Below are 24,894 nucleotides of genomic sequence, written 5' to 3'. Positions count from 1 at the left end.
GCTTCCGGTCACTTTCTGACCGGAAGCCGTGCGAAGATCGCGACATGGCCAACACCAGTTCCCGAACGCTCCGGCTGCTGTCGTTGCTGCAGACTCACCGCCACTGGTCCGGCACCGATCTGGCCGGCCGCCTGGGGATCTCGGAACGCACCCTGCGCCGCGATGTCGACCGGCTGCGGGAACTCGGCTACCCGGTGCACGCCTCCCGAGGTACCGACGGCGGTTACCAGTTGGCACCCGGTGCAGTCCTGCCGCCGCTGCTGCTCGACGACGAGGAAGGCGTTGCGCTGGCGGTCGGCATGGGCGACGCCACCCAGAGCGGAATCGCCGGCATCGAGGACGCGGCGGTGCGCGCGCTGACCAAAGTGGTGCAGGTCCTCCCGCCGCGTCTGCGTGCCCGGGTCAACGCGTTACGCGAAATGACCATCTCGCCCACGGCCGCGGGACCGGTCGTGCCCGCCGAAGTGCTTACGGTGATCGCCCAAGCCTGCCGGGACGAGGAACGGCTGCGATTCCACTACACCGCACGCGGCGGCCCCGACACCGACCGAGAAGTCGAACCGCACCGCCTCGTCGCACTCGGCGGCCGCTGGTACCTGGCCGCCTACGACCTGACCCGCCACGACTGGCGCAGCTTCCGCCTCGACCGACTAACCAACCCGCGCAGCTCCGGAACGAGGTTCCGTCCACGCCCCCTTCCCGCCGGCGACGCCGCCCAGTTCGTGCGCACCTCCACCGGCGTCCCCTCAGCGCACACCGTGCAGGCCCTGGTCCACGCATCCGCCGAACACGTCGGCCGGGTCGCCGGGCAATGGGGCACGATCGAGCCCATCGACAGCCAACACTGCCGTCTCACCATGGTATCCGCCAGCCTGGACTGGCCCACCCAAGCACTGGGCAACATCGGCGCTGAATTCGAGGTACTCAGCCCCCCGGAATTCACCGACCACCTCCAAGACTGGGGAACCCGATTCCTCCGAGCCGCACAAGGATCGGCAGCCCGGACCGACCCCCAACGGACACCGCACCAAACCGGCGACGCAATCCACCCGCGAAGAAAGCGAGAGGATCTTGAGAAGGGCGGCGCAACATCGGACTGACAACCGGCGCGTTCGCCTACGCCGCTGAGCCGGTCACCTGACCGGCGATTCCCCCAGCCCCACAGCCCGGCTCCTACCAAACCGGCGCCGCCACCACCGGTCGCCGTCGCCGCGTGGACCGCCGCTCGGCCAACGCCAGCCACAACGCCGACGCTGGCACGACTGCGGTTCGCAGCCCCGCTGGCCCGGCCATGCTCGACCGCAACCTGTTCGCTACCGGTGCCGGACTGTCCACCGACGCCCGCCCCACACGATCGCCAACGGCACCATCGGCTAGGGACGCAACTGAGGAGGCGCCGGCAACTGCTCCTGCCTCAACTCTGCGTGCTACGAGCCGCGGCGCCGCCCGCCACCGGCCCCCACCGGTTCGATCACCTGCGAGAACTCCTTGGGAAGTTGGGTCACGGCGTTCTCGAACTCGTCTCGGGTTACGGCCTCGCGGAGGGTGGTGAGCACCGCGCGGACCCCGGCACCGGCGAGCGCACGATCGACACCCGGACGATCCCCCACCCGCCGCACAAACTCGTCGAGCCCGAACGAGGTGGCCATTTCCCCTCCGAGCGGTCTGCTCAGGTGATCGGCAAGTCGATCCGGAAGCTGATAGGCGAGGTCCTCAGCCTGGCCGGCGCTGATCCGATCCGCCAACGTCTCCAACGTCACGCCGGTCAGTGCCGCCGCCTGGTCGGTCGACACCTTTGCCCGCGTGGCCACTGCATTGACGAAATCCTCGTATTCCATCTGATTCCCCTCTCCGGCCAGATCCCTGTCGAATGACTGGAACGCATCACATCGCTTCGTTAAGCGAACTGGTACCTCGACAGCCTGCCGGGACGGAGGGTGGTGCGGCCTCATCCCCATCGGGCGAATCACAAGGCGCCCTGCGGCGACATCCTCGACATTCCGATGGAACGGGACGAGCAGGCGAGGTGGTGGCGAGGCTGCGCCAGCGCGGCCACGAGGTCACCCGCGGCTGCAGACCGGGCCTGCCGAGAGGGCGCGCGCGGGACCTACCGCGCGGACCTGGTTGGCCTGATCGCCCACCCATCTCGTGGCGGCCATCTGTGGGATTGCATCGCCGACAGACGGGTCGGGGTGTCGGGCCGATGACCGGTGTATTGCTTCCGCCTGCTCGTCCGTTTCCGCTCTCCGGCGACCGCCGCTTTTGTAGGTTGGCGAAAGAAACGTGCCTCCGCCCCCGAGCGGCGTGCCGAAGGAGGCAGACGCGTGAGGCCCAGCCCGCTCCCCCGGATCCTTCGCCGGCGCGGCGAGCCTGACCATCCGACGTTCCTGGAGCTCTTCTTCGACCTGGTCTACATCTTCATGCTCTCCAGGCTCTCGGCGGGGCTGGCCGGGGACCTCAGCGTCCGGGGTGCCGCCCAGACCGCCGTCCTTTTGATGGCCGCCTGGTGGGTCTGGGTACTGACCGCGTGGCTCACCGATCTGTTCAACCCGCGGCTGCCGGTCATCCAGGCCACCGTCCTGGCGGTCATGTTCGGCACCCTGTTGATGGCGATCGCGGTGCCGTACGCCTTCGACGATTACGGCTGGCTGCTCGTCGCGGCGTACTTCGGCATCCATCTCGTCCGGGACGCCGTCCTCATCCCCGGTACCCGAGTGAATCGCCCGATCCAGGCCCGGAGCATCCGAGTGTTCTTCTGGTTCGGCGTCACGGCGCTGCCATGGGTCGCTGGGGTGTTCGTGCACGGAACGGCCCGGCTGCTGCTCTGGTCGGTCGCGGTGGCGGTCGACCTCGGGTCGGCCGGTTGGGCTGGCCGACGCCGAAACTTGGTCGCACCGAACTGGCCAGTCAGATCTTCACCGGCACCCACCTCTCCGAGCGGCATCGAGAAATCTTCATCATCTCCCTCGGCGAGCTGATCCTGAGCGGCGGCATCGGGCTGGCCGGCAGCGGCTTCCAGGCCGGCCCGGTGACCACGAGTTTCGTCGGGTTCGCCAGCGCTGTCGTGCTCTTTCAGCTCTATTTCCACCGGGTGGAGCAGCTGTTGGCACCGCCGGCCGTCACGGTGGTGGAGCGGGTCCGGCCCGGCACCTCCACCTCGTACAGCCACCTGGTGATGGTGGCCGGGGTGCTGTTGTGGCATGCCCGGGTCCGCGTTGGTGACGCGGTGTTCGGTCCCCGAACTGACGGGGAGACCACCCACGCGGGACGGCTGCTGCGCAGCCTGCACACGCGGATGATCGTGTTGCTCGACCGGGGCTTCGACAGCAACACGTTCCTGGGCGCGGTGGCCGGGACCGGTGCGCAGTTCCTGGTCCGGTTGAACGGCAACCGGAAGCCCCCGGTACTCGCCCGGCACCACGACGGCTCGTACACCTCGGTCATCGGCGGGTGCGGGTCCGGATCATCGCGTGTGAGATCACCGTCTCCACGACCGCCGGGACCCGGACCGGTGTCTACCGGCTGACGACCACTCTGCTCGATCACCGGCGGTTCCCGGCGTTCGAGATCGTGAAGCTGTATCACGAGAGGTGGGAGGTCGAGTCCGCCTACCTGGAGATCAAATCGACGCTGCTCGGCCGTCGAGTGCTGCGCTCACCCATCCCGGCGCTCATCGCCCAGGAGATCTACGCCCTGCTCACGATCTATCAGGTCCTGCGGATCGCGATCACCGACACCACGGACGCCGCCGGCGGCGTCGACCCCGACCGGGCCAGCTTCACCACCGCCGTGCAGACCGCCAAGGATCTGATCGTCCAAGCCGCGAACGTCATCGCCGAGACCACCATCGACCTCATCGGGACCATCGGACGTCACCTGCTCGACAACCTCATGCCCACCCGACGCCTACGAGTCAGCCCTCGCGCCGTGAAACGACCCCTGTCCCGCTACGCCTACAAAAGCCTCGGCGTCGACCGCAAAAGTTACCTCGCGACCCTCAGCATCGACATCATCGCAGGCCAACCCGCATTGACAGACCAGGGCGATCCTTAACTTCACGGCCTTGAGCTAAAGACAGTAGCGACAGCCGGGACGCCAGTGCACGATCGCTCGTCCGTCCGCCGCGCTGGCCCGCTGCGCTTCGGCGGCGTCCAGCGAGCGGGGGAAGGCCCGCGGCGACAGCAGCAACGCCAGCGCCAAGAAGATCAGCAGTTCGGCGCCGCCTACGACCGGCAGGCCGTCGGCCAGTTGCGACACCGCCACCAGCACGCCACATGCCGCCATCAGGATCGTCAAGGTCCATCGCCGCATCACCTCCGGACCCTACATCCGGTAGGCGGATGCGCTTCGGCGGTTGCCACTGCCAGTGGACGTCTCGGCATGCGCGACGGGTCGGCCGATCAGCTAACGTCTCGGGGGTGGTGGCCCAGGCAGCGGGTGCGTTTCGTCGGACGGCAATTGAGCGATCGGATCAACGCATCGCCCGCCTGCCACACCAGTACTGGCGGGACCCGATCCCCCGTGCCCGCGACTACCTGAGCCGTTTCCGTACCCCAACCTCACTTCACCCCTCTTGACCGCCGGCGTTGGTCGCCCGGTCGATCAGGGTGCGCAGGTGTGCTTCGCCGAGGCCGTCGGGGCGGAACAGGATGCGGTACATGATGGGCGCGACCAGTTGGTCCATGACCGCCTCCAGGGGAGGTGTCGGTTCCTGCCGTTCGGTGGCGCGGGCGAGGATGATGTTGATCTGCTCTGCGGCGTAGGCGGAGCACTGCCCGGCGTTGGTGCCGTCGGGATCGCCGAGCAGTGCGTCCCGGATGTAGGCCTTCCCCGGTGGTGAGGACATCTCGTCGAGGAAGGACTCGGCCCAGGCGGCGAGATCTTCCGTGAAGGAGCCGTGGTCGTCGGGCGCCGCCTCGGGCCGCAGCCGTTCGACGGCCACGTCCGACAGCAGTTCCTGCAGGTCACCCCAGCGCCGGTAGATGGTCGAGGGGGTGACACCGGCCCGAGCGGCGATCATCGGGACGGTCAGGTTGTCGCGGTCGGTCTCGGCCAGCAGGGCGCGCACCGCGTCGTGTACCGACCTCTGGACGCGGGTGCTGCGGCCACCGGGGCGTGCCATGGGCTTGCGGCTCATGGTCACCAGCCTAAGGCAAACGTTTCGCTTTAACCGGTAGCCTCCTCGTGGGCCAGACCGACGCGCAGCAGGACGTCCTCGGTGAAGGGTGCTCCGATCAGCTGCAGGCCAATCGGCAGGGCGTCTTCGTCGAAGCCAACCGGAACGCTCAGAGCCGGAAAACCGGTCAGGTTCGCGGGAGCACAGAGCCGCACGTACGCGTCCGTCACGCTCTCTACCTCCCCGTTCGGCCAGACGATGCTCTCCTGCCCGATCGGAACCGCGGTGATCGGCACGGTCGGAGCGGCGAGGACGTCGACCCCGGTGAACAGCCCTGACCATGCCTCCCGGACCAGGGTGCGGGCACGCTGGCCGCGCAGGTATTCGCCGGCGCCCAGCAGCCCGCCGGCTTCGAGCAGGCCGCGGACGTCCTCGCCGTACAGGTCGGCGGCGGCGCGCAGGGTGTGCTCGTGGTAGGCGCTCGCCTCGGCCAGCATGATCACTGACTGCGCGGGGACGAGGTAGCGCGTCATCGGGATGTCCACGTCGACGAGGGTGGCGCCCAGCGCGGCGAGCTTGTCGACGGCGGCGAGCACCGCCCTCTCGACCTGCGGGTCGAGCCGGTCGAAGTAGTAGTTCCGCGGCACGCCCACGCGAATTCCGCGCAGATCGGTGTGCAGCGCGGCGCGGCGCCCGGTGAGGGCGGAGAGGGCGAGAGCGGCGTCGGCGACCGTACGCGTGATCGGTCCGACGTGGTCCAGGGACCACGACAGTGACGTGACGCCCTGGCGGGGCACGAGGTCGTACGTCGGCTTGAGGCCCACCACGCCGTTGAGGGCGGCCGGGACGCGGATCGAGCCGCCGGTGTCGGTGCCGAGGGCGAAGGTGGCGCTGCCCGCGGCCACGGCTGCCGCGGACCCTCCGCTGGATCCGCCGGCCACCCTGTCGCCGTTGACGGCGTTGCGCGTCTGCGGCGTGATCAGACCGTAGGCGAACTCGTGGGTGTGGGTCTTGCCGAGCATGATCGCCCCAGCGTCGCGCAGGCTCGACACCACCGCGCTGTCCTTCTCGGCGCGGTGGCCGTCGCGCACCCCGGAGCCCGCACCGGTGGGTCTGCCCTCGATGTCGATGAGGTCCTTGATGCCGACCGGGATGCCGGCGAGCGGGCCAGCGTCCCGGCCGGCGGCCAGCGCGCGTTCGGCGGCGTGCGCCGCCTCGCGCGCTCCGTCGGCGTCGATCGCGGAGTACGCGTTGAGCTGGGGTTCCGTGCGCTCGGCGCGCTCCAGCACGGCGTCGACCACCTCGACGGGCGAGAGTTCGCGAGCCTGGATCGCCGCGGCGAGTTCGGTAAGCGACAGGTCAGGCAGCTGCATGATCATCCTTCTGTTGACGTGTGCCGGCCTCGTACACGAAGGCCGGTGGTGTGTCGCCGAAGTCGAGCTCCCGCAGGACGTTGACGGCGTCGTGGATGTGGTTGGTTGCCGCCGCGAGCCCGGCGCGCCGGGCTTCCTCGACCAGCAGCCCGGCACGGGCGGCGAGAGCGGCCGCCTCCGGGGGCGTGAGGGGGGTGGTCATGCGCATCCTCCACTTAAAGCTAACGGTTTGCGTTAGGGAACCATACGGGCTACGGTCCACTAACGCAAACGGATAGCTTTAAGTGGAGGTGTCATGCCAGCGGGACTGTTCCCCCGGTACGCGGCGGTGCTCATCGCACTGCTGGCCGCCTCCAGCGCGCCGACCCCGCTCTACCCGCTCTACCAGCAGCAATGGAAACTCTCGGAACTCACGATCAGCGTCGTCTTCGCCGTCTACCCCGTGGGGTTGCTCCTGGCGCTGCTGCTCGCCGGCACCCTGTCCGACCGCTACGGCCGTAAACCGGTCACCGTGATCGCTCTGATCGTCCAGGCGGTCGCGATGCTGCTGCTGGCTGTTGCCGCCGGGCCTGGCCTGCTGATCGCCGCGCGGGCCGTGCAGGGAATCGCCACCGGCGTGGCCATCGGGGCGGTCGGCGCCGCCCTGCTGGACCTCGAAGCCCCCGGTCGCCCGGGACGCGGTGCGCTGGCCAACAGCGTCGCACCCCCCGCAGGGATGGCGCTCGGCGTCGTAGCCGCGACCGTGCTCGTCTACCTCCGCCCTGAGAACGCCGTGATGATCTACCTCGCGCTGGCGGCCCTGTTCATCGCCGGGGCAGCGATGCTCCTCACAGGGCCAGAGCCGCGACTTCGACCGCCCGGCTCCATGCGGCCGTCCACCCCCGCCACGGCGAATGCGACGACCGGCGCAACGCACATCAGCTCGGCCCCACCGCCACCGCGCCGTCAGCTCCGGGTGCCCGCGACGGCTCGCCGCGAACTGCGGATCCTGGCCGCGGCGATGGTGGCGGTCTGGGCGCTCGGCGGCTTCTACTCCTCGCTCGGCCCGTCCCTGCTGCTGCACATCGCCCCGGACCTGCCCCTCGCGGCAGGCGGCCTGATCTTCCTCGCTGTGACGGTCACCGCCGTACCGGCTGTGCTGCTCACCCGAGCGGCACCCCGCGCGGCAGTTCGGGTCGGCAGCCTGGCCGTACCCCTCGCCGCGGTACTGACCGTGGCCGCTCTGCACGGCGGCGGACCGCCCGCGCTGCTCGGCGGGGCGGTACTGGCCGGCGCCGCGTTCGGCATGGTCAACCAGGGCAGCGTACGCATCATCACCGCACCGGCCGGCGAGCGCCACCGAGCCGCGGTCGTCGCCGTGTGCTCCATCGTCAACTACCTGGCGATGAGCCTGCCCGCCGTCGCGGTGGGCGCCGTCGCCCGCACGTCCGGTCCCGCCACCGCCACGCACGTCTACGCCGTGGGCACCGTCCTGCTCGGACTCGCCGCCTCGGTGGTGCTCGCCCTGGCTCCCCGTTCGATCCACAACACCGAAGGACACTGAAGCGCCATGACCGCCACCTGGACCGTAGGCTCCATCACCATCCACCGCATCGACGAATTGCTGCTCGCCCCACAGACCGGGCAGTGGCTGCTGCCGGACGCGACCCCCGACCTGGTCGCCCGGCAGGACTGGCTACGCCCCGACTTCGCCAGCCCCGACGCCGAACTGCGCCTGCACAGCCACAGCTTCGCCGTCGAGACCGAAGGACTGCGGGTGCTCGTCGACACCGGCATCGGCAACGGCAAGAGCCGCGCCAACCCGGCCTGGCACAACCTCGACACCACCTACCGGGACAACCTGCGTAGCGTCGGGTTCACACCGGACTCCGTCGACCTGGTCGTGCTGACCCACCTGCACACCGACCACGTCGGCTGGAACACCCACGAGGTCAACGGAACCTGGGTTCCCACCTTCGCCAACGCCCGCCACATCACCTCCCGCGTGGAGCGCGAGTTCTGGGCCGGGTACGCAATGGACGCGCCGCGCCGGCAGATGTTCGAGGACTCGGTGCTCCCGGTGGAACAGGCCGGTCTGCTCGAGCCCGTCGAGGTCCCCGGCGACGGGATCGAGATCGCCCCGGGGCTGCGGCTGCTACCCACCCCCGGCCACACCCCCGGCCACATCTCCGTCCACCTCAGCAGTGCGGGAGAGACAGCACTGATCTCGGGCGACGCCGTCCACCACCCCGTCCAGTTGGCCCATCCCTCGCTGAGCTCCTGCGTCGACATCGACGCAACCCAGGCCGAGGCCACCCGCCGACGGCTGCTCGCCTCGCTCGCCGGCACCGGCACCCTCCTACTGGGCAGCCACTTCCCCGCTCCGACCGGCGGACACGTGCTGCCTGAGGGCGACGCCTACCGCCTCGGGCATCAGGCGAATGCGGCAGTCCCGGCATCGAGTTGATCCACCGGCTGATCGGGCTCGGCTGTGCGTGCAGGACATTCGCGGCTACCGACGCGGCGACGCCGAGGGCGAGGGTGGCGCGCACCGTCGCCTCGGCGTCGTGGCACTCCATCAGAACGGCTGGCGGCGTGCAGCCGGGCCGATTGCCCGGGAACTGGCTCGATTCACGCGGCAGCTGACGTGCAGCCTTGCGACCTTCTGGATTGCGATCGATGTCCCTCGGGTCCGACGTGGAGCGAGCGGGTGGATGCCGTTGGCACGCGCGGACTAAGCTTGGCCTTTAACCCTCGCGTTGGTCACGTGCTGCGATGGTCAGGTCACGCTTGATGGTTTTGCCGACGTCGTGGTGGGGTGCGGGCCGGCGGTTGCGGGAGCCGGGTGGCCGTCCGGGGCCGGGTGTTGCGGGTTTCGGTGCGCTGGCGGGCAGGGCGCTGGTGGGGCGGCCCGTTGAGATCGACCGACGTGTCGATGCCGCGCACGAAGTGCCGCTCGACGAACTGCAGTGATCAGCACACCGCGTGTCCCCGCAACTGGCTGGCAAGAACGCCTGCGGGAGCGTCGGCGGGGCGCTGGATGCTCCGGGTCGGCTTGGCCGGCCGCCTGCGCAGCGCCCATTCGACGACGACCAGGTTGATCACCCAGCCGGCGAGCATCAGCAGCGCCCGGCCGACCCCGTCCGGCTGGCCGGCCAGCAGCATCCAGGGCAGGTGGGTCAGGACCTGGGTGCCCGCGCCGAGTCCAATGGCGTAGCCGCGGGCCATCCAGGCGCGGTGACGGGCGATGTCCCGACGCCGGATGGCGGCGAAGCCGAGGACGATGCAGCAGAACATGGCCGCGCCGAAGACGAGCCGCATCGGGGTCACCAGCACGTGGTCGATCGGCGGGCGGGGGTAGAACAGCGTCATCCACAGACCCGACAGGGCGGCGGCGAGCCCGCAGGGGATCAGCACCCGCCCGGCGATGCGGTGCCAGCCGGGCCGGCGACGGCGGAAGCTGGGGGCGAACTGGAAGGCCCCCAGGAGGCAGTACAGGCTGGCGCCGACGATGTGCACCAGCACGGGCACGGGCGAGGCTAAGAACCGGGCATTGTCCGGGGTGACCGTCGCGCCGCCGGTGAGCTCGGCGGTGCGGGCGGCACCGGCGATCACGGGTACTGCACTGAGCAGGATCAGGCCGACGGGTACCAGCCACTCTCGCTTGGCCGACAGGGTCATGACAGATCCCTCCATCCACTGGCCAGCCGGCCACTAACCAACCACACGAGGTGTACGGCGTACACCTACCGCTGAGAGTAGGGTGTACGGCGTACACCGTCAAGAGGCGTTACGGTGTGGCAACCGCTTCCTGGGAACGCGGCGCCGGGTCCTGAACCAGGGAGGCAACCCGCCGATGTTCAACACCGCACGCCTGCAGGTCATCCTGGAGATCGCCCGCCACGGCACCATCGTCGCCGCCGCGGAGCGGCTTGCGCTGAGCCCGTCCGCGGTCTCCCACCAGCTCGCCGCGTTGGAGCAGGAGGCCGGGGTGGCGCTGGTGGACCGGGGGCCGCGCAGTCTGCGGCTGACGGTCGCGGGCCAGCGGCTGGCGGACTACGCGCAGCAGATCTCGGATCTGATGTCGGCGGCCCGCGACGAGCTGTCCGCACACGGCGAGGGCCGCCAGGGACTGCTGCGGATCGGGTTCTTCGCCACCGCCGGCACCGAACTGCTGCCGCGCGCGCTGTCGAGCTTCACCCGGGACCATCCGCAGGTCGAGCTGGCGCTGATCCTGGGGCAGCCGCACGAACTGCTCCCCCGCCTGCACCAGGGTGAGCTGGACCTGGTGGTGGTCTTCGACCATCCGCTGAGCCCGGCCCAGGAATCGCCGTACGCGAAGGTCGAGCCACTGATGGTGGACCCCCAGCTGGTGGTGCTTCCGCCGGATCATCCGCTCGCCCGCCGGCGGCGGCTCCGGCTCGCCGACCTTGCCGCCGAACCGTGGATCACCACCCTGGGCGTGCAGGGCGAGGTGTCGGTGCTGGAGCTGGCGGCGCGAGCGGAAGGGTTCGCGCCGCGGATCCGCTGCCGCAGCGACCATTACGAGGTGGTGCTGGGCCTGGTGCGGGCCGGTGTCGGAGTGGCGCTGGTGCCGTCGCTCGGCCTGCGCAACCCCGGCGGGGTGGCGGTGCGGCAGCTCGCCCACGCCAAGCTGTACCGGGAGATCGGCGTGGCGCTGCGTGCCGGCAACCCCAACCCGGTGGTCGGAAGCTTCGTTGAGCGGCTGCGCGACGCGGCGGCGGCGCTCAGTCAGGAGTTGTCGGAACGGTGGGGTCCGGCGAGCCGGCCGACCGCCGTACCCCAGCGGCGTAGCTCGGCGACGGCGGCCCGCTCCTCCCCTGGCGCGAACGCGGCGATCACGGCGTAGACGACGGTGTGCCGGCCGGACACGATGCCAGTGTCGGCGCGTACCCCGGTGTCGGTGCCGGTCTTGTTTTCCACCCGGACGCCGTCGTCCGACCAGGGGTCGTGGCCGATCGAGTCGGCGACCATCGTGCGGTCGGTGTTCCCGGCGAGCCAGCCGCGCAGCAGCTGGCACGCGTGCGGGCTCTGCCAGGTCCCCTGCGCCACGTCGGCGAGGAAGGCGCTGAGTTCGCGGGCGGTGCCGGTGGCGAAGGTTTCCGGAACCCCGGAGCCGCGTTCGGCGCGGATCCGGTCGTGCACGGTGGTGTCGCGCAGCCCGGCGCCGCGGGCCAGGTCCCGCACGGCGTCCAGGGTCACCAGCCGCAGCAGGGCGTTGGTGGCGGCGTTGTCGCTGACCGTGGCGACCGCGGTGGCCAGGTCGGTGACCGTCCACCGCCGGGGTGAGAGCCGGCCGAGCAGGCCGGTGCCGCCGACCTCCCGGTCGGCGTCGAGCAGTTCCACCGGCTGGTCCGCCTCAAGGGTCCGGTCGGCGAGCCGCCGGGCCACCTCGCCGAGGAGCAGCACCTTGCCGACGCTGGCCAGCGGCAGAACCAGGTCGGGGTCGATTGAGAGGGTGCGGCCGTCGTCGAGGCGCCGCACCATCGCCCCGACCCGCACCGCCGGGCTCATCGCCGGCCCGGCATGGCGCGCTGCCGATCCGGTACGGCCAGCACCCGGCCCGGCCGCGCGTCGGTGACCGCGCCGCCGTCCACGACGATCCGGCCGCCGACCAGCACGCACCGCACCCCCTGTGGCGGCGCCAGCGGTTCGTCGTACGTGGCGCCGTCGGCGACTCTTTGCGGGTCGAGGACCACCAGGTCGGCGGCGTACCCGTCGGCGAGCAGCCCGCGGTCGTGCAGGCCGAAGCGGTGGGCGGGCATCCCGGTCATCTTGTGCACGGCCCCCGTCAGGTCCAGCAGTCCCATGTCGCGAACGTAGTGGCCGAGCACCCGGGTGAAGCTGCCGGCCCACCGCGGGTGGGGACGGCCCCCCTTCGGTACGCCGTCGGAGCACAGCATGGTCAGCGGGCTGGCCAGCACGCGGCGTACGTCGTCCTCGTGCATGGAGTGGCTGAGGATGGTGACGTCGCCGTGTTCGGCGGCGAGCAGGTCGCAGGCGTAGTCGACGGGGTCGACGCCGCGGGCGGCGGCGAGGTCGGCGATGGTGTGGCCCTGCGCGTCGGGGTTGTTCGGGGCGGACGCGACGCGGATGAGGTCCCAGCCGCCGTTGCCGACGGTGTTCTCCCAGCCGGGCACGCCGGCGACGAGGTCGTGGCGGATCCGGTCGCGGACCGCCGGCTCGGCGGCGGCGGTGAGCATCGCCGGTACGCCGTCGGCGATCAGCCACGGCGGCAACATCGCGTGCAGGGCCGTGCTGCCCGCGGTGTACGGGTAGACGTCGCAGGTGACGTCCAGCCCGTCGGCGCGTGCCTGTTCGAGGCGGGCGAGGGTTCGGACGGTGGCGCCCCAGGCGCGCCGGCCCGCGGTCTTGTGGTGGGAGACCTGCAGCGCCGACCCGGCCGCGGTGGCGATCTCGATGGCCTCCTCGAGTGCGGATTCGACCTGGGACATCTCGTCACGCAGGTGCGTCACGTACGGCTTGCCGTGTGCGGCCGCGACCCGGGCCAGCGCGATGACCTCGTCGGTGCCGGCGTTGACGCCCGGGGAGTAGATCAGACCGGTCGACAGGCCGGCCGCGCCCGCAGCTAGGGCCTCGTCGAGCAGGTGGCACATCGCCTGGATCTCCGCGGGGGTGGCCCGCCGCTGGGCGAAGCCGACCACCGCGGCGCGCAGCGTGCCGTGGCCGACGAGGGCGGCGAGGTGGTTGCGGCGGGCCACGCCCTGGGCGTCGGCGAACTCGGCGAACGACGCGTACGCCGACGCGGGTGGCCCGAACGTCGCGGCGATCAGTTCCCGCACCGGTTCGGCGCGCTGGGGCGGGACCGGGAAGGGGCTGATGCCGCAGTTGCCGCAGATCTCCGTGGTGACGCCTTGGAGCAGCGGCGCCCGGCGCAGCACCTCCCGCTGCTCGTCATCTCCGGCGAGCAGGTCGGAGTGGGTGTGCACGTCGATGAAGCCCGGCGTGACGGTGAGGCCTGTCGCGTCGATGACCTCGGCGGCGGGAGTGCGGCTGCCCGGTGGCAGCAGCACGAGCCGCCCGTCGCGGACGCCCACGTCGGCGGGGCGGGACGGCGAGCCGGTGCCGTCGACCACGTCCCCGCCGGTGACCAGCAGGTCCAGCCGCGTCATCAGAGCACCTTGGACAGGAAGGCGCGGGTACGGTCGTGCCGCGCCGCGGCAAGCACCTCCCGGGGTGGGCCCTGCTCGACGATCAGACCCTCGTCCATGAAGACGAGGTGGTCGCCGACCTCCCGGGCGAAGCCCATCTCGTGGGTGACCACGATCATGGTCATTCCGCTCGCCGCGAGGTCCTTCATCACCTCCAGCACCTCGCCGACCAGTTCCGGGTCCAGCGCCGAGGTCGGCTCGTCGAAAAGCATCAGCTTCGGCGACATGGCCAGCGAGCGGGCGATGGCCACCCGCTGCTGCTGGCCGCCGGACAGCTGCGCCGGGTAGTGGTGGGCGCGGTCGGCCAGTCCCACCCGGTCGAGCAGGTCGGCGGCGCGCCGTCGCGCGGCGGCAGCCGGGACGCCCTTCACCGCGACCAGGCCCTCCATCACGTTCTCCAGGGCGGTGCGGTGCGGGAACAGGTGGAAGCGTTGGAAGACCATGCCGATCGACTCGCGCTGGCGGCGCAGCCGGGCGTCCGGCAGGGGCCGCAGCCGGCCGCCGCGCTCGGAGTACCCGATCAGCTCGCCGTCGACGTAGACCCGGCCCGCCTGCGGCTCCTCCAGGTGGTTGAGGCAGCGCAGCAGGGTGGACTTGCCGGAGCCGGACGGGCCCACCACGCAGACCACCCGGCCGCGTTCGATGGTCAGGTCGATGCCGCGCAGCACCTCCAACCGGCCGAAGCTCTTACGCAGGGCGCGGCACTGCACCATCGGCGGGGTCATCGGGCGCTCCCGGTGAAGCGCAGGTTGCGGGCGATCCGCCCGCGCAGGCCTCCCGGCACGGTGGCGCCGAAGCCGCGGCTGAACCGGCGTTCCAGGTAGTACTGGCCGACGCTGGCGATGGTGGTCAGGACCAGGTACCACAGGGACGCGACGATCAGCAGGGCGATCACCTCGAAGTTGGTCAGGTAGAGCCGCTGGGCGACGGTGAGCAGGTCGGCGCCGGCGATCACCGAGACGAGCGAAGTGGTCTTGAGCATGGAGATGAACTGGTTGCCGGTCGGCGGGACGATGATCCGCATCGCCTGGGGCAGCACCACCCGCGTCATGATCTTCCTGCGGGACATGCCCAACGCCGCCGCGGCCTCCTGTTGGCCGGGGTCGACCGCGCGCAGGCCGGCCCGGACGATCTCGCTCATGTAGGCGCCCTCGTTGATGCTGAGCCCGAGCAGCGCCGCGACGAATCCGGTGACCAGGGTGTTCGTCTCCCAGGTCATCAGCTTCGGGCCGCCGAACGGCACGCCAAGCCCGACCTCGGGGAAGATCAGCGCGATGTTGAACCAGAAGATCAACTGCACCAGCAGCGGAGTGCCTCGGAAGAACCACACGTACGCCATGGCGCCGGCGCGCAGGACCCGGCTGTCGGAGACCTGCATCAGCGCCACGACGACGCCGAGCACCACACCGATCGCCATGGACGCGACCGTCAGCTGAACGGTGACCCAGAGCCCTTCCAGGATCACCCGGTCGAACTGGTACTTGACGACGATGTCCCAGTGCAGGTTCGGGTTGATCGCGATGGTCCACCCCAGCCAGGCCAGGATCAGGGCGGTCACCCCGGCAGCCAGCCAGCGCCCCGGCCGCACCGGGTGGCTGACCCGGTTCACCTCCGGCGTCGCCGGGCCGGCGGGCCCGGCCGAAGCCGGGCCCGTGGCGGTCGCATCCACAGGTGTGCTCACTTCTGGTCGTTGACCGTCGCGGCCTGCACACCGCTGCCCTGCACGCCCCACTTCTCCAGGAGCTTGGCGTAATCGCCCGAGTCGATCAGCTCCTGCAGGGCCCGCTGGACGGCGTCGCGCAGCTGGCTGTCCTTCTTGTCGATCGCGATGCCCCACGGGCCGGCCTCGTACTGGGCCTCCAGCACCTCGTATTTGCCGGCCTGCTGGGCCAGCATCTTGGCCACCGGGTAGTCGACGATGGTGGCCACCGCGCGCCCGGCGTCGATCTGCAGCAGGCCGGTCGGGGCGTCCTCGCTCTGCGAGATGGTCACCTTCTTGGCGCACGAGGTGTTCTGCTTCTCGCCGATGGCGAGGTTCGAGCTGCCCTTGGCGAGCACCACGGCGCGGCCGCACAGATCCGCCAGGTCCTTCACCCCGGCCGGGTTGCCCTTGGCCACCATGATGGCGCCGCCGGCCTGGAAGTAGTCGACGAAGTCGACGGCCTTGCGGCGCTCCTCGGTGTCGCTCATCGAGGACATCGCCAGGTCCCACCGGTCGGCCTGCAGACCCGGGATCAGGCCGGGGAAGCTGGCGTTGGTCATCTCCAGCTTCAGGCCGAGCCGCCCGGCGATCGCTTCCGCCAACTCCGGGTCGACGCCGGTCAGGTCCTGGGTCCCGTCCTTGTACATCTCCATCGGCGGGTAGCCCTCGGCGGTGGCGACCCGCAGGACGCCCTTCTCCTTGAGGGCGGCCGGGACCAGGTCGGCCGCCTTGGCGTCGGCGGCGACCGAGGCGGAGGCACCGGCCTGCGGCGTCTGGCCGCTGGTCGAGCGTCCGCAGCCGGCGACGGCGAGTGAGAGTGCGGCGAGACCGACGACAATGCGAAGCGCACGCTTCCTGACCACCGGAAACCTCCTGCCTGAGACGATGGCGGGGACCCTATCCGGGATCAGCCAGCATGAACAGCCTGAATGCTGTGCGGGGTGAGCACCTAATTCTTCGATGCTCAATCGGCAGCGTGCGCATGGCAGCCGGCAGCGTTCCGCCAAAATCCGGGCGGGACGGCGCAGCCGCGGGCCGCTTTCGGTGGATGCCGCCGGGTCGCCATCCGTGATGGCGGGCTGGTGACCCAGAGGGCGGAGTCGTCCAAGGACCGGCATTCCGCAGCCGAAAGATACTCAAGCGACGTCGAGGCGGACGGCCTGATCCGTGGGCTCGGGCCTTGCCGGACACTCCTCCGGTCTGATGCAGGTCAAGGCCGAATCGGGTCGTCGGACGCGACCACTCGGAAGCGTTCGGCAACCACGAGAGTGTCGTCGTCGATGACCGGGGTGTGGCCCAGGAACTCGCTCACCCCATCACTCTGGAAGAACTTTTCGTGAGCTGCCCGCCACTGTGCGACGTCGGAGTAACCGCGGCCCTCGGCTCGCGCGAAGTCGTCGTCGATCTCCTTCATGGCAACGACGCGGACGTCGATGAGTTCGATCGTGACGGCCGGACGGCCTTCGGAATCAAGCACCGAGAACCGCTGACCGGCTACCGGCACCGCCTCTCCGGCGTGCTCGTAGATCTCCAAGAGGCCCGTGAGCGCGGTCTTTTCACCGCTCAGGATCGCCGCCACACCCCGGTCACGTTCCGGCCCCGGAAAGGCGAGTTCAAGGGCCGGGAGATCACCATGTCCCATCGAGCGAGCGTACAAGGCGTTGATCAAGGGATACTTGGCGGGCGCAGACGTCGACGGCGAGTTCCGGCGTCCTACCCGTAGCTGTAGTAGGAGCTGACCGCCGGCTGGCCGGTGTAGTGGGGTCCGGTGCGGTCGTCGGCGCCGAGATATCTGTACGGCAGCGACACATCACCGGGCCCGTTCCGGGCGATCCCGCGACGGCAGGTGTCGACGGTAAAGCCTGCCTCGCGGAACGCGGTCGCCGGTTTCCGGCCTGCCGGCCGGGAGGCGGATGCCGTCCAGGTCGAGGTCGGCGATGAACCGTCCGTCGTCGGTGAGCCAGCCGGCGACGCGGGTCAGCACCGCGAGTTTGTCGCCGAGGTAGTGCAGTCCGTGGACGCAGGTGATGAGGTCGAACCGGCGCGGCGGTGACCAGGACGTGACGGAGGCACAGGCCAGGTGGAGGGCCGCGCCCGGAAGGGGTGTGGGACCGAAGAAGTCGACGAGGTTGACGCCGACGATGGTGACGAGATGGTCGAGTCTGGCGCGAGCGCGCGTGTCGGCGGCCTGCACTAGGCAGCGGCTCGGCATGACGTTGGGGTCACGCAGGGGTAGGCAACTGCTTGCTGTGGAGTGTCCATGAGTGATCTTTAGCTGCTTTGTGTGTTGTATGGTCCTCGTTGTGAACCTGACGGAATGGGCCAAGGCGCAGGGTGTCGCGCCGCGTACTGCATACCGCTGGTTCCGTGAGGGCACGTTGCCGGTTCCTGCGGAACGGGTGGGGCCCCGCACGATCCTGGCGAACATCGAGGCGAACACCGCGCCGAAAACGGTCGGTGGTGTCGGGCTGTATGCCCGTGTTTCCTCGCATGAGCAGAAGGACGATCTGGAGCGGCAGGCCGCCCGCTTGGCCCGGTGGGCAGCGCAGGCCGGTCACCGTGTCGTCCGGGTGGAGTCGGAGATTGGCTCCGGGATGAACGGTGGCCGTTCCAAGGCCCGTCGGCTGCTGGCCGACCCGCAGGTGACCACCGTGGTGGTGGAGCACAAGGACCGGCTGGGCCGGATGAATGTGGAGCTGGTCGAAGCCGCGCTCGCCGCCCACGGCCGGCGTCTCGTCGTCCTGGACCAAGGTGAAGTCGAAGACGACCTGGTGCGGGACATGGTGGAGATACTGACCTCGTTCTGCGCCCGCCTGTATGGCCACCGGTCTGCGAAGAACCGGGCGAAGGCCGCGTTGGAGGCCGCGGGGCGTGGCTGACCTGCGCGATATCGCCCGGCCGTTCGTCGCCGACCCCGCCTCGGGTGTGTGCATACGGGACCGGCTCAAGGGCCTCACGCCGGAGGACGACAAGATCCTGCGTCTGGTCGGTGAACACCTGGGATCGCTCGCCTCCCGCGACCTGGCACAGCGTTGCCGGGACGGCCTGGAGCACTCCACCGACACCTGGGCACGCCGTAAGCGGGAGCTCACCGCCGTATCGTCGTCCCGCTGGGCCGGGAGCATCACCAAGGCCACGCACGACCAGTGGGGCCTGTCCCGCCGCGCCCAATGGGCTCACGTCGAGTCTCTGCGGGCTGGTATCCGCATGCTACGACATCGCCTGTCCCTGCCGATCGACGAGAAAGGCAGCCAAGGCAAGCCCGGCGGCTACCGGAGCGAGCGCGAGTGGTTCCACAAGTCCCGCCGCCTGGCACACCTGGAGCGCGACCACGACCGGGTACTGGCCGAGCGCGACGCCGGTCAGGTCTGTGTAGTGCGCGGCGGCCAGAAGCTGCTCAAGACTCGGCACAACCTCGCCGCTGCCAATCTGACCGAGGACCAGTGGCGGGAACGCTGGGAGGCGCAGCGTTGGTTCCTCAGGGCCGATGGCGAGTCCGGGAAGCGGTACGGCAACGAAACGATCCGCGTCACGCCCGAGGGCAAAGTGTCGATCAAGCTGCCTGCGCCGCTGACCCACCTGGCAAACGCCAAGCACGGCCGGTACGCGCTGGCCGCCCGCGTCGGCTTCCCGCACCGGGGAGCGCAGTGGCGCGACCGGATCGAGGGTAACCGGGCGGTCGCCTACCGCATCCACCTGGATGTGACCAGGAGCCGCTGGTACCTCGATGCGTCCTGGCAGCGCAAGGATCTCCCCATCGTGCCGCTGGAGACCCTGCGCTCGGGCGAGATCATCGGCGTGGACATGAACGCCGACCACCTCGCCGCCTGGCGACTCGACATCCACGGCAACCCGATCGGCCAGCCCCGCACCTTCGAGTACCAGTTGCGCGGGACCGCCGACCGGCGGGACGCCCAGATCCGGCACGCCATCACCCAGCTGCTGCACTGGGCCAAGGACACCGGCGGCCGGGCCATCGCCATCGAAGACCTGGACTTCACCGATTCCAAGACCCGGGAGAAGCACGGCCGCAAGCGCCGCTTCCGGCAGCTCATCAACGGCATGCCCACCGGCAAGCTGCGTGCCCGTCTGCTGGCGATGACCGCCGAGGCGGACATCAGCATCATCGCCGTGGACCCGGCCTACACCAGCCTGTGGGGGGCCGAGTACTGGCAAAAGGCCCTCACCACCAACAAACGCGCCACCACCCGCCACCAGGCGGCCAGCGTGGCGATCGCACGACGCGCCCTCGGACACCGGATCAGGCGACGGACGACACCGCCCCGTCAGCACCAGAGCGATGCTGGCGGGCATCGGACCGCCCAGGCCCGACCCGGCGGACGGGGACGTGAGGGAACCCGCCCTCCGCAGACCGGACCACAGACGCGATCTGTGCCGCCGACCGTGGGAGTGAACGCGGGGGACCAGCCCATCCAAGACCGTTCGGGATGGGTGCAGTGCCAGTTTGATCTTCATGGTCACATCTGATCACTGTTCAGGAACGGTTCTGGCGCGTACATCTGGAACAACACCGGCGATGCCGCCTACCTGCGTAACTCCGCCGGCACGGCGATCGACTCGTGCTCCTGGGGCAGCACCGGCAGCTACACCAACTGCTGAACCAGCACGACATGAGCGCCGGCCCGCCATCAGGCGGGCCGGCGCTTCACTTGAGAACTCATCCACGGCGAACAACCCTCCAGACACGGCAGCAAGCAGCTCCGGGGCGCCGGAAGCCGGGTGGTGCCAGCGAGGTCCTGGTGCGCTTCGCGCGACCACAGAAACGGGTAGACCGACATGCCGTGCGACACGGGCAACCGACGTGCCTCGCTTGCCAGCCCGGCCAGCGCAGCGACTCGTAGAACTGGCCGGTACCACCCCTGCGATCCACGACAGCCAGGCGCCGTGACCATCGCCGAGGGACTCCCACTCCAACGTGTCCGGCCCGAAGGAGCACACCTCGCCGGGCTCGCCGATGACCGCTGCGCCGATGCCGGTCAGGTACCGGACGACATGCCGGCTCAGGGATGCCCCTGAGCCGGCATGAGGGCTGGATCGGCACCCTCGACCCGGCCCGGGCGGTGCGGATCCAGCAGGCGTACCGATCGCGTTCTTCGACCTGCACCTACGCCACCGGCGACACCTGCTCAACGGCCCGAATTCGGCCTTCCCGGACGCGCGAATCATCCTTGATGCGCTCAAACAGCTCGAGACCGGTGGTACGTGGCGCCCGACGAGACACTCGACGGTCTGATCGCGGCGCTCTGTGCACAGGTGCAACGCCGCGCCTGAGCAGCTTGCGGGTTGTCACGATGTAGTTGGCGGCAGCAGCATCGCCGCGTCGACCACCTCGACCGCGGCCGCAGCGCGGTTGGTGGCCACGGTCAGCACGTGCCGGGGCGCAGGGGGCGGCAGTCGGTGGAGTGTCAGGCCCGGTCCGCCACCGGCCTTGAACGTCGCTTCTGCGACCGTCCAGGCGACTACCTCCGGCGTCGGTCGATCACCGGTCCGCTCGACGTCGATCCCGACCCGCCCGCCGCCCGGGCAGGGCGGCGACGGTCACCACCGCGCCGCTGTGCGAGACGGACAGTTCCAATCCGGTGCCGGGCAGGGTCGGCCGGCCGTGCCAGCGGCCGCACTGTGGGCACGTGCGGTCCACCGTCACCGCCTCGGCTGGCAGGTCCAGCATTGAGCCGGCGACGATGCGCAGCAGTGCCGCTCCGAGCAGGAATCGAGCGCGATCAACCTCAGCTGCGGCCCGGTCGGCGCGCTGCCGCTCGCGATGGTCGAGCAGCCCCAGTAATCCGGTGTGCGCCATCGTCAGACCGACGGTGAACACCGTGATCTTGCTCGTAGTTGAAGGTTGGACAGCCACGGTTGCTTAGGTTAGCCTCACCTACCGTGCCTCTGCTGGAACCCCGGTGGGCGCGCTGCCGTCCCGATATCTGAGACGGCTGACGCGGATCACCCTGCCCTGATCGACTCGACCGGCCGTCTCAGTTACGGAGAGCTGGCCGATCGGGTGGCTGCGCTCGCGGCCAGCCTGCCGTCAGTACAGGCTGGCCGGCGGCTCGTGCACGTGCCGCTGGCCCCGCATCGTGACCTGGTGCTGGGCTATCTGGCGGTAATGTCGGCCGGACACGTGCCATTGATCACCCCGTCCGAGCATCGGTCGATCACCGCGGTCTACCAACCGGACGTGTGGCTCCATCCGGACGGCACGTTCGCGACCGCGACGCCGAACAGTGACACCGACGAACCCCGGCACCTCCTGCATCCGGATCTGGCGCTGCTGCTCAGCACGTCGGGCAGCACCGGCTCACCCAAGCTGGTGCGGCTCAGCCACGGCAACGTGATCAGCAACGCCGAGGCGATCGCGGCCGCGCTGTCGATCACCCCGGCCGACCGCGCGGTCACCTCGCTACCGCTGCACTACTGCTTCGGGCTGTCGGTGCTGCATGCGCAACTCCGAGCCGGTGCCACCACGGTCCTGCGGCCAGGGTCGGTGACCGACCCCAGCTTCGCCGATGACCTACGCCGCCACCGCGTCACCGTGGTTGCCGCCACTCCGCACGTGGTGGATCTGCTCGACGTCCAGGGCGTGCTGGATCAACTGCCTTCGCTCCGGTTGCTCGCCCAAGCCGGCGGCGCGCTGCCGCCCGAGCGGGTGCGAGCGCTCGCCGCTCGGGGCCGCGCTGCCGGCTGGGGAATGACGGTGATGTACGGCCAGACCGAGGCCACCGCGCGGATGGCCGTGCTGCCCCCTGAACTGTCGGAGCGATACCCCGATGCGGTGGGATGGCCGATCGCCGGATCGGCGTTCCGGCTGGACCCGGCTGGAATCGACGAAGCGGTGGGTTCAGACGAAGCGGTGGGTTCACCCGATGGCCCGGTCGGCGAGCTCGTGTTCACGGGTCCGGGCGTCATGCTCGGGTACGCCGAGCAGCCCGACGACTTGGCCCTGGGTCGGATGCACACTGAGCTCCGGACCGGCGACCTGGCGCGGATCGACGCCGACGGACTGGTCCGGATTGTCGGACGGCGGTCCGACTTCGTCAAGATCATGAGTATTCGGATCGACCTCGGCCAGGTCGAGCGTTCCCTGCGCGGCCAGGGGCTGCAGTCCTGCGTCACCGGCCGCGACGACCAACTTCAGGTCACCTACCGGCACTGCGAGCAATCTCCGGACGAGGTTCGCGACCAGGTCGCCCAGGTCTCCGGTCTCAGCCGGTCGGTCATCTCGGTCCGCGCGGTGGACGACCTCCCGCTGCTGCCCAACGGCAAAATCGACCGCCGGCGCAGCGCCGACCTGCACGTCACGGAGACCTCCGGCCAGACGGCTGAGACCGCCGCCGCGGTGTTCGCCGTACTGGAGCCGCTTGTCGGCCGCGGTGGCATCGACCCCGATCGGTCGTTCGTCGAACTCGGCGGCGACTCCTTCAGCCACGTCGTGGCCTCCGTCGGCCTGACGCGGTTGCTCGGTGATCTCCCGTCCGACTGGCATCACCGCCCGGTGCGCGACCTGGTCGCGCTCGCCGAGCGGCTGCCACGTTCCCGCTGGCGGCGTCCGCTGCTGCGGCGGGTCGAGACGACCGTCGTCCTGCGCGGCGTGGCCGTGGTGACGATCTGTGGCAGTCATGTCGGGTTGTTCCGGCTGGCCGGCGGAGCCCACATCCTGCTCGCGGTCGCCGGGTTCCTGTTCGCCAGGTACGTACTCGCCTCGCCGGTGACGGCGGAGCGCGTGCGGCGGAGCGCCCGGATCGCGGTCGGGGTCGTGGTCCCGGCGGTGACCGTCGCGGCGGTGATGCTGTTCGGGTTCGGGACGGTGCACTGGTCGAACGTGGCGCTGGTGCATTGGCTCGCCCGGCCACAGGACGGCAACATCTTCTGGTTCGTCGAGGCCTACTTGGTCATCATGGTTGCCACAGTCGCGGCGCTGGCTGTTCCGTGGATGCGGGCCGCATACGCCTCCGACGCCTGGCGCACCGCGATGGTCGCCTTGGGGCTGCTGCTGGTGCCTCGCTATCTGGTGCTCGCGTTGTACGACGGTCCGCTGCGGGGCCTGCCGGGCACGGTGGCGTGGCTGTTCGTGGCGGGAGTCGCGATGGCGGCGGCCGACAGCCGGAGGCGCCGACTGGTCACGACAGCGGTCGCGGCAGGTGCCGCCTTTGGTTTCTTCGCCGGGGAGCCCGCACGCAACCTGACGATCATGGTTGGGCTGACTTTGCTGGCGCTCGTGCCCGCTCTGCCGGTACCGCGGCTGCTCGTCCGTCCGCTTGGCGCACTGGCGGCCGCCTCGCTGCACATCTACCTCGTGCAGTTCCAGGTGTTCGCGTTCTTTGACGCTCCGATCATCAAGTTCGCGGCCGCGATCGCCGCCGGCTTGGCGTTCTGTGCGGTCAGCAACTACGTCCTGCGCCGGTGGCTGTCGCCTCCACCTGCGGTCGCACTCATCCGTCGTCGTGTGGCGGCGAAGCAACTTGTGAGAGAGGACATGACATGCGTCGACGCACGTTCCTGACCGGCCTGGGGGCCCTCGGGGCAGTGGGCCTGGTGAGGTGCGGGTCGAAATCGGAGGACGGGTACGACGCCGACCCCGGTTCGCTGCAGGTCTACTCCGCGCAGCACGAGAACCTCACCAAGGCGTGGGCCGAGGCGTTCACCGCGGCGACCGGAATCAAGGTGCAGGTGCGCAAGGGCTCCGACGCCTCGATGGGGCATCAGATCGTGGCCGAGGGCTTCGCGTCGCCCGCCGATGTGTTCCTTACCGAGAACAGTCCGGCGATGACGCTGGTCGAGCGGAACAAGCTGCTCGCCCCACTGAACGAGGCGACCCGGCGGCAGGTGCCGGCCAATCTGACTCCGTCGTCGAAGGCCTGGACCTCGATCGCCGCCCGCTCCACGGTGCTGGTCTACAACACCGCCAAACTCAACAAGGCCGACCTGCCGAAGTCGCTGATGGATCTCGCCGGGCCGCAGTGGAAGGACCGCTGGGGGTGTGCCCCCGGCGGTGCCGACTTCCAGGCCATCGTCGCGGGCATGCTCGCCGGACAGGGCGAGCAGAAGACCACTGACTGGCTGGACGGTCTGAAGTCCAACCCCCGGGTGCTGCAGAACAACATCGCCACGATGAAGTCGGTCAACGCCGGTGAGATCGACTGCGGCGTGATCTACCACTACTACTGGTACCGGGACCAGGCCGGCACCAAGGAAGGCAGCGCCAACACGGCCCTGCACTACTTCCGCAACCAGGACCCCGGCGCGTTCGTGTCGCTGTCCGGAGGTGCCGTGCTGGCCCGGACGAAGAAGCCGACCGAGGCCCACAAGTTCCTGACCTTCATCACCAGCAAGGCCGGGCAGCAGGTGCTGGTCGACTCCCAGTCGATGGAGTACGCCGTGGGCAGCGGTGTCGCCTCGGCGCCCGCGCTGCCGCCGTTGAACAGTCTGCAGGCGCCGCCGGTGGATCCCTTCACGCTCAACTCTGACAAGGTGAACGAGCTGATGACCGATGCCGGCATCCTCTGACCTTCG

The 24,894-nt window shown here is 69.9% G+C and carries 25 protein-coding genes; 11 read left to right on the top strand and 14 right to left on the bottom strand.

Annotation, left to right across the window (positions count from 1 at the left end):
* Nucleotides 1-44 precede the first annotated feature (44 nt).
* Entirely contained in the window at nucleotides 45-1,100 is a 1,056-nt protein-coding gene (locus B0E53_RS03575) for a YafY family protein (RefSeq protein ID WP_107074634.1), read from the top strand.
* A 327-nt stretch (nucleotides 1,101-1,427) separates the two neighbouring features.
* Here B0E53_RS03575 and B0E53_RS03570 read toward each other — a convergent pair whose 3' ends face one another.
* A complete protein-coding gene (locus tag B0E53_RS03570; protein ID WP_168215204.1) occupies nucleotides 1,428-1,838 on the bottom strand; it encodes a DUF2267 domain-containing protein in 411 nt (136 codons plus the stop codon).
* 486 nt (nucleotides 1,839-2,324) lie between these two features.
* Between B0E53_RS03570 and B0E53_RS03565 the strand changes: the two genes are divergently transcribed.
* From B0E53_RS03565 to B0E53_RS03555, 3 genes are read left to right on the top strand one after another with little or no spacing between them, the layout of a single operon-like run.
* Nucleotides 2,325-2,978, top strand: a complete 654-nt coding sequence (locus B0E53_RS03565; RefSeq protein ID WP_107074632.1) for a low temperature requirement protein A — start codon at nucleotides 2,325-2,327, stop codon at nucleotides 2,976-2,978.
* A complete protein-coding gene (locus tag B0E53_RS03560) occupies nucleotides 2,864-3,526 on the top strand; it encodes a low temperature requirement protein A (RefSeq protein WP_168215203.1) in 663 nt (220 codons plus the stop codon). Before B0E53_RS03565 ends, B0E53_RS03560 begins: the two co-directional genes overlap by 115 nt.
* A complete protein-coding gene (locus B0E53_RS03555; RefSeq protein WP_107074630.1) occupies nucleotides 3,451-4,053 on the top strand; it encodes a hypothetical protein in 603 nt (200 codons plus the stop codon). Before B0E53_RS03560 ends, B0E53_RS03555 begins: the two co-directional genes overlap by 76 nt.
* Before the next feature lie 15 nt (nucleotides 4,054-4,068).
* On the opposite strand, the gene B0E53_RS03550 is transcribed toward B0E53_RS03555, so the two are convergent.
* The 4 genes from B0E53_RS03550 to B0E53_RS03535 form a co-directional block, all read right to left on the bottom strand.
* Nucleotides 4,069-4,296 (bottom strand): hypothetical protein, encoded by a 228-nt coding sequence (locus tag B0E53_RS03550; RefSeq protein ID WP_210405902.1) that lies wholly within the window; start codon nucleotides 4,294-4,296, stop codon nucleotides 4,069-4,071.
* A 268-nt stretch (nucleotides 4,297-4,564) separates the two neighbouring features.
* Entirely contained in the window at nucleotides 4,565-5,137 is a 573-nt protein-coding gene (locus tag B0E53_RS03545) for a TetR/AcrR family transcriptional regulator (RefSeq protein WP_107074648.1), read from the bottom strand.
* A 29-nt stretch (nucleotides 5,138-5,166) separates the two neighbouring features.
* Nucleotides 5,167-6,489 (bottom strand): amidase, encoded by a 1,323-nt coding sequence (locus B0E53_RS03540; RefSeq protein ID WP_107074629.1) that lies wholly within the window; start codon nucleotides 6,487-6,489, stop codon nucleotides 5,167-5,169.
* Entirely contained in the window at nucleotides 6,476-6,691 is a 216-nt protein-coding gene (locus B0E53_RS03535) for a hypothetical protein (RefSeq protein WP_107074628.1), read from the bottom strand. Before B0E53_RS03535 ends, B0E53_RS03540 begins: the two co-directional genes overlap by 14 nt.
* A gap of 93 nt (nucleotides 6,692-6,784) precedes the next feature.
* On the opposite strand from B0E53_RS03535, the gene B0E53_RS03530 reads away from it, so the two are divergent.
* Together B0E53_RS03530 and B0E53_RS03525 are read left to right on the top strand one after the other, a co-directional pair.
* Complete coding sequence (locus B0E53_RS03530) at nucleotides 6,785-8,032, top strand: MFS transporter (RefSeq protein WP_107074627.1); 1,248 nt, start codon at nucleotides 6,785-6,787, stop codon at nucleotides 8,030-8,032.
* Between the two features lie 6 nt (nucleotides 8,033-8,038).
* Complete coding sequence (locus B0E53_RS03525) at nucleotides 8,039-8,935, top strand: MBL fold metallo-hydrolase (RefSeq protein WP_107074626.1); 897 nt, start codon at nucleotides 8,039-8,041, stop codon at nucleotides 8,933-8,935.
* A 506-nt stretch (nucleotides 8,936-9,441) separates the two neighbouring features.
* On the opposite strand, the gene B0E53_RS03515 is transcribed toward B0E53_RS03525, so the two are convergent.
* Entirely contained in the window at nucleotides 9,442-10,149 is a 708-nt protein-coding gene (locus tag B0E53_RS03515) for a DUF2306 domain-containing protein (RefSeq protein WP_107074625.1), read from the bottom strand.
* Between the two features lie 175 nt (nucleotides 10,150-10,324).
* On the opposite strand from B0E53_RS03515, the gene B0E53_RS03510 reads away from it, so the two are divergent.
* Entirely contained in the window at nucleotides 10,325-11,338 is a 1,014-nt protein-coding gene (locus B0E53_RS03510) for a LysR substrate-binding domain-containing protein (RefSeq protein ID WP_107074624.1), read from the top strand.
* Here B0E53_RS03510 and B0E53_RS03505 read toward each other — a convergent pair.
* The 7 genes from B0E53_RS03505 to B0E53_RS03475 all read right to left on the bottom strand — a co-directional run bounded on the left by B0E53_RS03505 (nucleotide 11,221) and on the right by B0E53_RS03475 (nucleotide 17,557).
* Complete coding sequence (locus B0E53_RS03505) at nucleotides 11,221-12,003, bottom strand: serine hydrolase (RefSeq protein ID WP_107074623.1); 783 nt, start codon at nucleotides 12,001-12,003, stop codon at nucleotides 11,221-11,223. The two genes, B0E53_RS03510 and B0E53_RS03505, sit on opposite strands and share 118 nt — an antisense overlap.
* A complete protein-coding gene (locus tag B0E53_RS03500; protein ID WP_107074622.1) occupies nucleotides 12,000-13,622 on the bottom strand; it encodes a D-aminoacylase in 1,623 nt (540 codons plus the stop codon). Before B0E53_RS03500 ends, B0E53_RS03505 begins: the two co-directional genes overlap by 4 nt.
* Nucleotides 13,622-14,386, bottom strand: coding sequence for an amino acid ABC transporter ATP-binding protein (locus tag B0E53_RS03495; RefSeq protein WP_281492827.1), 765 nt, complete (start codon nucleotides 14,384-14,386; stop codon nucleotides 13,622-13,624). Before B0E53_RS03495 ends, B0E53_RS03500 begins: the two co-directional genes overlap by 1 nt.
* The gene (locus tag B0E53_RS03490) at nucleotides 14,383-15,342 is read right to left on the bottom strand and encodes an amino acid ABC transporter permease (protein ID WP_246835203.1); all 960 of its coding nucleotides are present in this window, start codon (nucleotides 15,340-15,342) and stop codon (nucleotides 14,383-14,385) included. The genes B0E53_RS03495 and B0E53_RS03490 overlap by 4 nt, the downstream gene beginning before the upstream one ends.
* A complete protein-coding gene (locus B0E53_RS03485; RefSeq protein WP_210405901.1) occupies nucleotides 15,339-16,226 on the bottom strand; it encodes an ABC transporter substrate-binding protein in 888 nt (295 codons plus the stop codon). The genes B0E53_RS03490 and B0E53_RS03485 overlap by 4 nt, the downstream gene beginning before the upstream one ends.
* Before the next feature lie 347 nt (nucleotides 16,227-16,573).
* Complete coding sequence (locus B0E53_RS03480) at nucleotides 16,574-17,005, bottom strand: ASCH domain-containing protein (protein ID WP_107074645.1); 432 nt, start codon at nucleotides 17,003-17,005, stop codon at nucleotides 16,574-16,576.
* 168 nt (nucleotides 17,006-17,173) lie between these two features.
* Nucleotides 17,174-17,557 carry a hypothetical protein gene (locus B0E53_RS03475; RefSeq protein ID WP_107074620.1) on the bottom strand — a complete coding sequence of 128 codons (384 nt, stop codon included), beginning with the start codon at nucleotides 17,555-17,557 and terminating at the stop codon, nucleotides 17,174-17,176.
* 109 nt (nucleotides 17,558-17,666) lie between these two features.
* Between B0E53_RS03475 and B0E53_RS03470 the strand changes: the two genes are divergently transcribed.
* Both B0E53_RS03470 and B0E53_RS03465 read left to right on the top strand, forming a co-directional pair.
* Complete coding sequence (locus B0E53_RS03470) at nucleotides 17,667-18,242, top strand: IS607 family transposase (RefSeq protein WP_107074644.1); 576 nt, start codon at nucleotides 17,667-17,669, stop codon at nucleotides 18,240-18,242.
* Nucleotides 18,235-19,851 carry an IS200/IS605 family element transposase accessory protein TnpB gene (locus tag B0E53_RS03465; RefSeq protein ID WP_107074619.1) on the top strand — a complete coding sequence of 539 codons (1,617 nt, stop codon included), beginning with the start codon at nucleotides 18,235-18,237 and terminating at the stop codon, nucleotides 19,849-19,851. The genes B0E53_RS03470 and B0E53_RS03465 overlap by 8 nt, the downstream gene beginning before the upstream one ends.
* Before the next feature lie 1,012 nt (nucleotides 19,852-20,863).
* On the opposite strand, the gene B0E53_RS03450 is transcribed toward B0E53_RS03465, so the two are convergent.
* Nucleotides 20,864-21,238, bottom strand: coding sequence for a hypothetical protein (locus tag B0E53_RS03450; RefSeq protein ID WP_146167574.1), 375 nt, complete (start codon nucleotides 21,236-21,238; stop codon nucleotides 20,864-20,866).
* A gap of 147 nt (nucleotides 21,239-21,385) precedes the next feature.
* On the opposite strand from B0E53_RS03450, the gene B0E53_RS03445 reads away from it, so the two are divergent.
* Nucleotides 21,386-23,884, top strand: coding sequence for an AMP-binding protein (locus B0E53_RS03445; RefSeq protein ID WP_107074616.1), 2,499 nt, complete (start codon nucleotides 21,386-21,388; stop codon nucleotides 23,882-23,884).
* On the top strand, nucleotides 23,863-24,888 hold the full coding sequence (locus tag B0E53_RS03440) for an iron ABC transporter substrate-binding protein (RefSeq protein WP_107074615.1): 1,026 nt from the start codon (nucleotides 23,863-23,865) through the stop codon (nucleotides 24,886-24,888). The genes B0E53_RS03445 and B0E53_RS03440 overlap by 22 nt, the downstream gene beginning before the upstream one ends.
* Nucleotides 24,889-24,894 lie beyond the last annotated feature (6 nt).

This window comes from Micromonospora sp. MH33 (assembly GCF_003013775.1).
Lineage (GTDB): Bacteria > Actinomycetota > Actinomycetes > Mycobacteriales > Micromonosporaceae > Micromonospora > Micromonospora fulviviridis.
Note: the sequence above shows the minus strand (reverse complement) of the source record. Positions and strands in the feature narration are given on the sequence as shown.